The organism is Streptomyces roseolus, assembly GCF_014649855.1.
GTDB lineage: Bacteria > Actinomycetota > Actinomycetes > Streptomycetales > Streptomycetaceae > Streptomyces > Streptomyces roseolus.
Genome location: NZ_BMTV01000062.1, coordinates 1 through 259, shown reverse-complemented (window position 1 = coordinate 259; position 259 = coordinate 1).

Here is a 259-nt window from a genome sequence, read left to right as displayed (position 1 = left end):
GAGATCCTGAAGCTGCAGAACCTGTCCGTGAACGACCCGGAGGGTTCGGAGGACCAGCAGGTCGCCGACTGGTCGACGATCAGCAGCGGTTGCAACAACACGAAGATCGAGGCCTGACCTCTCCGTCCCGCGTCAGCCTCGGCTCTGCGTACGTCACGCCTCCCACTCCGCACACCCCACCCACCGAAGGGAACCCCGTCATGTCCGAGATCCTGAAGCTGCAGAACCTGTCCGTGAACGACCCGGAGGGTTCGGAGGA